Source organism: Microbulbifer epialgicus (assembly GCF_041447265.1).
In the GTDB taxonomy this organism is placed as follows: Bacteria; Pseudomonadota; Gammaproteobacteria; order Pseudomonadales; family Cellvibrionaceae; genus Microbulbifer; species Microbulbifer epialgicus.
The window spans coordinates 24751-32143 of sequence record NZ_JBGMEK010000050.1 but is presented as its reverse complement, the minus strand read 5'-3'; the positions used below and the strand labels follow the sequence as shown (position 1 = coordinate 32143).

At 53.3% G+C, this 7393-nt stretch carries 7 protein-coding genes and 1 pseudogene; all 8 read right to left on the bottom strand.

Going from position 1 to position 7393, the window contains the following annotated elements; translation table 11 throughout:
• Nucleotides 1-335: 335 nt before the first annotated feature.
• Nucleotides 336-632 carry a head-tail joining protein gene (locus ACCI49_RS17355; protein ID WP_371840388.1) on the bottom strand — a complete coding sequence of 99 codons (297 nt, stop codon included), beginning with the start codon at nt 630-632 and terminating at the stop codon, nt 336-338.
• A 7-nt stretch (nt 633-639) separates the two neighbouring features.
• Nucleotides 640-1011, bottom strand: coding sequence for a DUF2190 family protein (locus ACCI49_RS17350; protein WP_371840387.1), 372 nt, complete (start codon nt 1009-1011; stop codon nt 640-642).
• Between the two features lie 99 nt (nt 1012-1110).
• Nucleotides 1111-2403 (bottom strand): phage major capsid protein, encoded by a 1293-nt coding sequence (locus ACCI49_RS17345; protein WP_371840386.1) that lies wholly within the window; start codon nt 2401-2403, stop codon nt 1111-1113.
• A 36-nt stretch (nt 2404-2439) separates the two neighbouring features.
• Nucleotides 2440-3153: a head maturation protease, ClpP-related gene (locus ACCI49_RS17340; protein WP_371840385.1), complete on the bottom strand. Its 714-nt coding sequence runs from the start codon at nt 3151-3153 to the stop codon at nt 2440-2442.
• A gap of 9 nt (nt 3154-3162) precedes the next feature.
• Nucleotides 3163-4662 carry a phage portal protein gene (locus tag ACCI49_RS17335; RefSeq protein ID WP_371840384.1) on the bottom strand — a complete coding sequence of 500 codons (1500 nt, stop codon included), beginning with the start codon at nt 4660-4662 and terminating at the stop codon, nt 3163-3165.
• Nucleotides 4662-4877 carry a DUF6148 family protein gene (locus ACCI49_RS17330; protein WP_371840383.1) on the bottom strand — a complete coding sequence of 72 codons (216 nt, stop codon included), beginning with the start codon at nt 4875-4877 and terminating at the stop codon, nt 4662-4664. The genes ACCI49_RS17335 and ACCI49_RS17330 overlap by 1 nt, the downstream gene beginning before the upstream one ends.
• A pseudogene (locus ACCI49_RS17325) lies at nt 4878-6884 on the bottom strand (terminase gpA endonuclease subunit). It lies immediately after the preceding gene.
• Nucleotides 6856-7377, bottom strand: coding sequence for a hypothetical protein (locus ACCI49_RS17320; protein ID WP_371840382.1), 522 nt, complete (start codon nt 7375-7377; stop codon nt 6856-6858). Before ACCI49_RS17320 ends, ACCI49_RS17325 begins: the two are co-directional and overlap by 29 nt.
• Nucleotides 7378-7393 lie beyond the last annotated feature (16 nt).

Sequence of the window (7393 nt, the reverse complement as noted above, 5' to 3'; positions counted from 1 at the left end):
TTTTCTAAAATGCCTCTTATAATTTGAAAGTGGCACCACTCCCGCGTAGCGGGTTTGTACAACATTTATATAGTGGTCATCATGACTACTATTTCCTTGACCACTATTTCTGATACAAATTTACGCCAACACGCCGTCTTCTTCTACTAAATCAATAAATTACGATCATTTGGCACCATAGGCCCATCTAGAAAAGTGGTCATCGTGACCACGATCCACAATTTTTGCCGCTCTCTCAACCCATTGATCTTACTGGTTTTATTCGCCAATTTGGGCAATCTCAAAAAATAACAGTCACGGTGATCATAAATCCCATGCCGATCTGTCGGTTTAGGCTAACCATCCACCTGCACCCGCCGCACAATCCCTTCATCCGACAGACGCTTGCGTACCCTATACGCCACACCGCCAAGCGTAATCACCGCCTCAGGACTGTAAGCGCCGACTTCACTGACCAATAGACTCAATTCGATACGCGGCACCCGCACTCGCTCTTCATCGTCGAACTCGTCAATCTCCTGATCCTTTATTACCCGGCAAGAAATAGGTGCACCGCTGCTACCATCCTTATAGGTAGCGGCTTTGCCCCATTTACGAAACGCGCGCTCTGCGGCTCTCTGGTCGAGGTCCATGGATCACCTAGGCCTTCACGGTTCCCGGTACGCCGGTAAACTTCACTGCTAGGCTGGTAGCACCATTACCGGCTGCCTCTGCAGCGAAGGCAGTGGGGCCGGTGATATCGCCAGTTGCGGCTGTAGCTGCAGCATCATCAAAGGCTTTTGCGGAAACATCCCAGGTGAGGGGTTGCCCCTGACCAATCACTGCGCCGGATACCTTGGGTACGGTAAACACGCCCTCAATAGCGATCACGCCGGACTCACCCTCGGCGATATCGTCCATCGCCACACCCAGTACTGCGCCGATGGCCACTACCTGGCCGGAAGCGATAGCTGCACCGGTGTTATTGATGTAATCGAGCAGACGCCCGTCTTGTACAAAATTCTTAGCCATTTCTTTTCCCCGCTTGGGTTAGAACTGTTGCAATAAAAAAGGCCGCGATGTGCAGCCCTTTTCGGATTCTTTAAGGTTTAGTTCGGTTCGAGTTTGGTCTTAGGACTTGGGTGTTTTCACCATGCCTTTAGCATCCCAGGCTTTCGCGGCCGCATCAAGGCGTACCTTGAATTCCACCCCGTCCACATTCCAACCGTTTTGCTGCTCGAGTACTGGGGCTTGCTGGCCGTCCAGGTAGAGCACTTCGATAGTGTCGTGCATATTGGGGTCCGCACTGAGATACCAGCCATTGTGGTTGTGCAGGCGTGCATCAGAAATCACGCTGGCCATATTCCACACACTGTTGGGCACAGTGTTGGATCTCTCAGAAGCACCTACTTCGAACTCGGATTCCAATACAACTTTTGCTGCACCCTCATCGGCAAGGTCACAGATTAAATATTTGGGGCGAATATTCAGGAAGGCATCGCCATCCTTTTGCTTACCCATCAACACCCTGGCGGCGTCGAGACTGGCAGTATTAATACCCGCTGCAGCTGCCAGATTCCCGTGGCTGCTATGGAACAGGTCTTTACCGTCGGCCATTTTGGGATTGTTGATCAGGATGCTGAATACTAGGTCGCCAACTGTACGCACAGCGGCGAGCCCCATTTTGCGGGGGATGCGGGTGAAGGCTCCCAGGTCGTCGTTGATAATGGCTTGGCGGGTGATAGAGAACATCTCACCATAGGTGGCCAGTACGGCGGTTTCGGCACGCTCACCCATAGTGACATATTTAAACTCTGCACCTGCAGCCACTTTTCTTAAAGTTGGGAAGGAGCCGAGATCAGTGCGGGTGGCGATCTTAAAATCGCTCAAGTTGCCGGTGGCGGTAAACTGTGGAAATACCTCCGCCGCTTCTTCATAACCTTTGAGCATAGATTTGTTGGCGATATTGCCGAGGACGGTAGTGAAGTCTCCAGAGCTGTGGGTAAAGGCTGCTGCAACAATGCCCATCTTATCCAGACCCGCTAGGTTCTGACCGTGGGCGTGCATCAACATGCGGGCAATTTCCAGCATGGTATAGCCTGCCAAGCTGTTACCTTCGCTGCGCTTTTCGCCGAGGGCGCGCATGGCAATGGCATTTTCTGCATCGGCTTTAATGCGTTTAATACCCTCACCTTCCTGCACGACCACACTGTAGCTTTGTACTGGGGTTGGGGTTTGATTGCCGAGGGCGGTGAGCAGTTTGTCTTTGGCGCCCTGCACTGAGCACTCCATATCATCCAGGCAGGATTGCATTACGGCACCGTGCGCTTCGAAGCCCTTAAAAACGGCCTTGATATCGTCTTTGCGCTTTTGCTCATCTGCTGCAAATTGCGCTCTGGCATCGGCGGCAATCTGGGCTTTCATTTCTGGTGTAACCCCGTTGTCGGTGGTTGCACCCGGCTATGCGGGGTTGGATTTAGGCATGGTCTGCGCTTCCTTGGTTTGGGTTGGGTTGCCTTCAACTGCAGACGGGAATCGAACGGGATCTGTCCCCTGCACAACTAATGCGTTGATGGCTTGCGGGGTATGTTTGAATTGGTTTAAGTGATCAGCACTGAAGCTTGCAGCCATTTCCACTGCTGCTGTGGTATCGGTAGCAAAGCCGGCCTCCACTGCCTCGGCGCCAGTGTACCAAGTCTCATCATCCATTACTTGGCTAACCTCTTCATCGGACATTCCGGTGCGAGAGGAATAGAGGCCAATCATGGTGGTTTTCACTTTTGCCAGCAGGCTCTTGGTTTTTTCCAGGGCACGCTCATCACCTCGGACACCGGCACTGGGGTTATGCACCATGTAATAGGCATTCTCGACGATGTGGACGGTATCTCCGGCGAGGGCGATCACACTACCCATACTGGCTGCGATGCCTTCAATCCAGGTTTCCACCTCGGCCTTATGATCTTTGAGCAGGTTATAAATGGCGGTGCCGTCGAACACATCACCACCGGGGCAGTTAATATGCAGATTGATCTTGCTGACATCACCGAGTGCTTTGAGATCTCGGGCAAAATCTTTTGCGGTCAACTCCCAGTAGCCGATGGAGTCGTAAAGATAGATATCGGCTTCACTGTTGTTGGCGGCAGCGGTCATGCTGTACCAGGATTTCTTGGGCATAGCTGCCTCCTATTGAGGTTCAGATTGAGATTCAGGTTCAACTTGTTTTTGGGGAACAGCGGTGTGTTTGGCTGGGGTGCTGATATCGTTTTCTTGCAGCTTTCTCTGCCAAGCAGCGGTTTGTTTAACAACGTCATCAGGTTTTTTGCCACGGCGACGGATGGTCTGCTGCGGGCTGGCCAGAACATTTTCCAGTAGGGTTTCATCAGCGCTGGCTTCGTGGGCTGGATTAATCCAGGGCATCACCGGGGTAATAAAATCGATGTGCATCAGGGTTGCCGGATCAACATCAGCCGGCACCTGAAAAGCATCAGCCAGTAAACCCATTTGCACCCAACGCCGGGTCACAGGTTCTACGATGTCCTCACAGAATTCCAGGCTGAGGGTTTCGTAGTTAGCCCACTGCTCTACCAGCTCCTGGCGCTGTGCGCTGTAGGTGCCGTTGTAGTTTTTGCTAATGCTGCTAAAACTGGCCATAGTGCCGGCGGCGGCCATGCGGTGCATGGTTTCTAAAAACGGGGTTAGCAGACCACTGGGGCGATTACTTTGGAGGGTGCCGACTGATTCCCCGGGACGGAGATCGTCATAGATGGCACCGGCACGGATATCCAAAGTGCGGTTTCCATCCTCACCATAAGACTCAACGTCATAAGTATCAGGGCTGCCCTTTTGAATAAAACCAACCATGGCCGATGCAATCTTGGCGGCAACGCGCTCGTTTTCTTCATAGTCTTTAATATCATTTAGGCGATTCATTACCGCGGCAAAGATGGAGACCCCACGGGTCTGATGGAGCCTGCGCACAAACTTCAAATGCTCGATATTTTCAGCACTGTGGAATCTGCGCTTCATGCGCCAGTTAAATGAGGCCCCCGGATGTTCGTCGTACAGCCAAAATCCTGAGGGCTCACCCCAAGCAGATTTTTGAATACCCTGAACTATGCGTTTGCTGGGATCGTTGTAATCCACCGGCAGGAAATCCGGTTCCAGGCATTCGATGCTGTAAGGCACCGAGGTACGGTGCTTTAATCCGGGCACCGCACCCTGCAAGTGCCGCAGTAGGGTTTCCCCATCCCGCAGCCAGGTATTGCATAAAAGCCGTTGGGATTTGGCCCAGCTAAATTGCCGGGTACATTCCGGGCGCCGCGCCCACTCTTGATGGGCATCATTCATTTGGCTGGCGAGGTCTTCATGAATATCGCCATCCCGGGTCTTGGGTTGGAATTCCACATCGATGCCGCGCGGGCCAACGATGTTGTTGACCAGGGTGGTGAGAATGCCAAAGGCAAAATCGTGGTTTTGCTCCAGGCGCCTGGCTTGGCCGCGTAGCGTTTCCACACTACCTTCAAGCACTAAATCGCCGCTGCGGTTATCACCGGGGTTCTTTCTCAGCCGGCTGGGTCGCGCGGCTTCATAGGCGGCGGCGATCTCCAAGGCGCGCCGGGCTTGCACACGGCGCAAGGCAGCCTCCGGCGCAAAGAACCCGATTACAGAATCTAATTTATTCATCAATTGAAATTCGCGTAGGCGGGGCCGCGGCGTTTGCCGGCGGCCTTTAAGGTTTCTTGACGTGCGCGGCGCTCCCACTCCTGTCGGCCATCGCGGATCTCCTGCAGGTTCTCTGCGGTAAATTGCCGGCCATTAATTACTGTGGTTTTTCCGGCGAGCACGTCTATCTCGGCCTCGATATAGAGGTCTAACATCTCTTGTGCAGTTTTAGACATTTAACTATCCAGTAGGGAGCCGGCAGGTTGTGCGGGCCGCCTTGGGTTTTTTGCGGTTGGCTTGGGCTGTTTAGGCTGTTCAGGTATTTGTTGAGGTTCACTAAATAGGGTGCGCTGGCCCAGGCGCGATTCGATGGTGGACCATTTTTTCTCGTTGTATTTGTGCATACCCATGGCGTGGGCGGCATGTAGGGCGTAGACCTCGGTATCGGTGCCTTCGTTGGGTCTGCCGGGGTGCGGCTGCCAAGTTTCTCTCCCTTTATGCTTTTTACTGGGCGCTTTAACTTCGGCGGTTACCTGCTCCCAGTAATCCTGCCGCACATGTTTGCAGCTATGCATATAAGCACTGGTGCCGAGCAAACGCTTGGCGATCAGGTCTTTAGCCTTGTGCGTGCCAACCATATAAACCTTTACGCCATAGCGGTCTGCCTTGGTTCGGCGTTTAGGGTTTTTAAAATCTACTTGCCTGGGTTGAGTAAAGATTTCCTTGGCACCCAAGTCTTTACTATCGCCTTTGATGGCCATCACCAGAACACCACGATATTTTTTATCGCGGGTTCTTACCCAGTGATACACCGCATTGCTGGTGCCACCATCGCCGGAATCGATACTGACCGCCGCTGCGCGAATTTCTCCAAAGCGCTCGTGCGTGAAGCTTTGGAACACCAGCTTATCCAGGGCAGCCCAGCAATCATCTTGCTTATCGGCGGTATCGCCATCGATCTCACCCCAGTACATCTACCAACTTTCTTCATTGCGGCCGAAAGCGCGGATGGTGATCGCCAAACGGTCGTGCTGTACATCAATGCCGATGGTTACCAGCAGGCCGCCAGCGGGACAGAATAATTCCGGATAATCCTCAGCGGCCTCTTGTAGTTTTTCGTGGTCCAACAAGCGGCTGGCGGCATACTGGTAGGGCCTGCCCAGTTTGTTGTTCTGGAAAACAATACGCGCAGATTCATCGCCGCTTTTGGCTTCGTGTTCGGCTTCGAGAAAATCCCGCACCACATCGGCAAGGCCGGTGCCAGGAATACACACATAGAGTTCCGATAGCTCCATAAAGGTTTCTATCGGTTCGATTTCATCCTCGGCGAAATCCTCACCGCATTGAGTTTTTACCCAACCCGCAAAGTCATCGCCATTCTCCCGCGCGGTTTTACAAGTCTGCAGGATATTGGCCTGGCGGCGGTAATCGTCCCAGCGACTGCCGCATTCCGGGCATCCATAGATAGCAGTTTCCGGTTGGTGTAGGCCGAATACCGGGTGTGGAGTACCGCCCTCTTTTTCCAGCCAGCTGACGTTTTCCCAATCCAGTACATGGGACTCGCCACAGTCGTGGCAGGTCACCGGCAGTACGCGCATGGTGCCGAGTTTGGTGTAATGCTCAACCTGGGAGAGATCGGCAACCGCAGGGGTTCCACCAATAATCAGTTTCTTATTGCGCATGCGCTTGAGGCGTTCGCGCAGGTGGCGAATGGAGTCGCCCTGATCACCGACATCCTTGTTGGTATCGTCCGGCTCCTCCACATAGCCCCGGCGGGCTGTGGTGGACTTCACATTGGAGATGGAGTTGGAGCCGATGGTGCGCACTTCTCCGCCGGGGAATTTCTTCCGCGTTGAGCGGCTGCCGCCCTTGCGGCTGGTGGTGACGTCTATTACCCGATTCACCGCCGGCGAACCTTCGATAATCGGCACCAGCTTTTCATCCATAAACAGCCGCCCTTTTTCATCCTTGGGGAACAGCATCAGGATGCGGGCCGGGTCGGTCACGGCGACCTTACAGATATCGGTGGCCAGCAAAACCGTCCAGCCGATTTGCGCGGCTTTCTGCATCACCACCATCCAGGATATCGGGCTATCCAGCGCATGCATCACGCCCCAAAAATAAGGGACATAATCGTTGCGGTAATAGCCGGCGTTGTCGCTATCCTCTGAGGGCAGTTTGATATTTTCTGGCAACCACTCAATCAGTGGAATTTTAGGCTGCGGAATCCAGGTCTGGCGCACCTCCTTCACCAGCTTCTTCAGATTCAATCTGGTAACTGCTAATAGCTTTGAGGGCAGTGTCAATGTTTGGCTGTAGGGGTTCGCGGTCGATGGTAATTGCATGCTGGCTCTCGATAGCAATAAGGATGCTTTCCACCGCTCCTAAAAATTCATTCTTTCCAATGGTGGACCACTCCACCATGGCCTTGCGTACAGACTCAATATCCAGAATTAATTGATCCTGCTTGTACAGCTCGCGCATTTTCAGTTGAGCATTCGCCTCAGATTCAATAGCTTGGGCCATATCGCGACAGTTGCGAGCATCGCTAACCTGACGGCCAGCGGCTTCTGTCCGTAGTCGCTCGCAGTATTCTTGTAGCCAGACCTTAAAACTTGCCCCTTGTGTAAGCACACCGGCCTGCACATGCTTGGCAATTGCCGGCTGTGAAGCTCCAACCAAGCGAGCGAAGCCCGACTGAGTGGCCTGATCATCAAGAGAGATATCGCCAGCCAAGGTATAACCCCCTAGG

Excerpts from the sequence above, each read along its gene's own strand:
- ACCI49_RS17355 (WP_371840388.1), bottom strand. The coding sequence starts at position 632 with ATGGACCTCGACCAGAGAGCCGCAGAGCGCGCGTTTCGTAAATGGGGC.
- ACCI49_RS17350 (WP_371840387.1), bottom strand. The coding sequence starts at position 1,011 with ATGGCTAAGAATTTTGTACAAGACGGGCGTCTGCTCGATTACATCAAT.
- ACCI49_RS17345 (WP_371840386.1), bottom strand. The coding sequence starts at position 2,403 with ATGAAAGCCCAGATTGCCGCCGATGCCAGAGCGCAATTTGCAGCAGAT.
- ACCI49_RS17340 (WP_371840385.1), bottom strand. The coding sequence starts at position 3,153 with ATGCCCAAGAAATCCTGGTACAGCATGACCGCTGCCGCCAACAACAGT.
- ACCI49_RS17335 (WP_371840384.1), bottom strand. The coding sequence starts at position 4,662 with ATGAATAAATTAGATTCTGTAATCGGGTTCTTTGCGCCGGAGGCTGCC.
- ACCI49_RS17330 (WP_371840383.1), bottom strand. The coding sequence starts at position 4,877 with ATGTCTAAAACTGCACAAGAGATGTTAGACCTCTATATCGAGGCCGAG.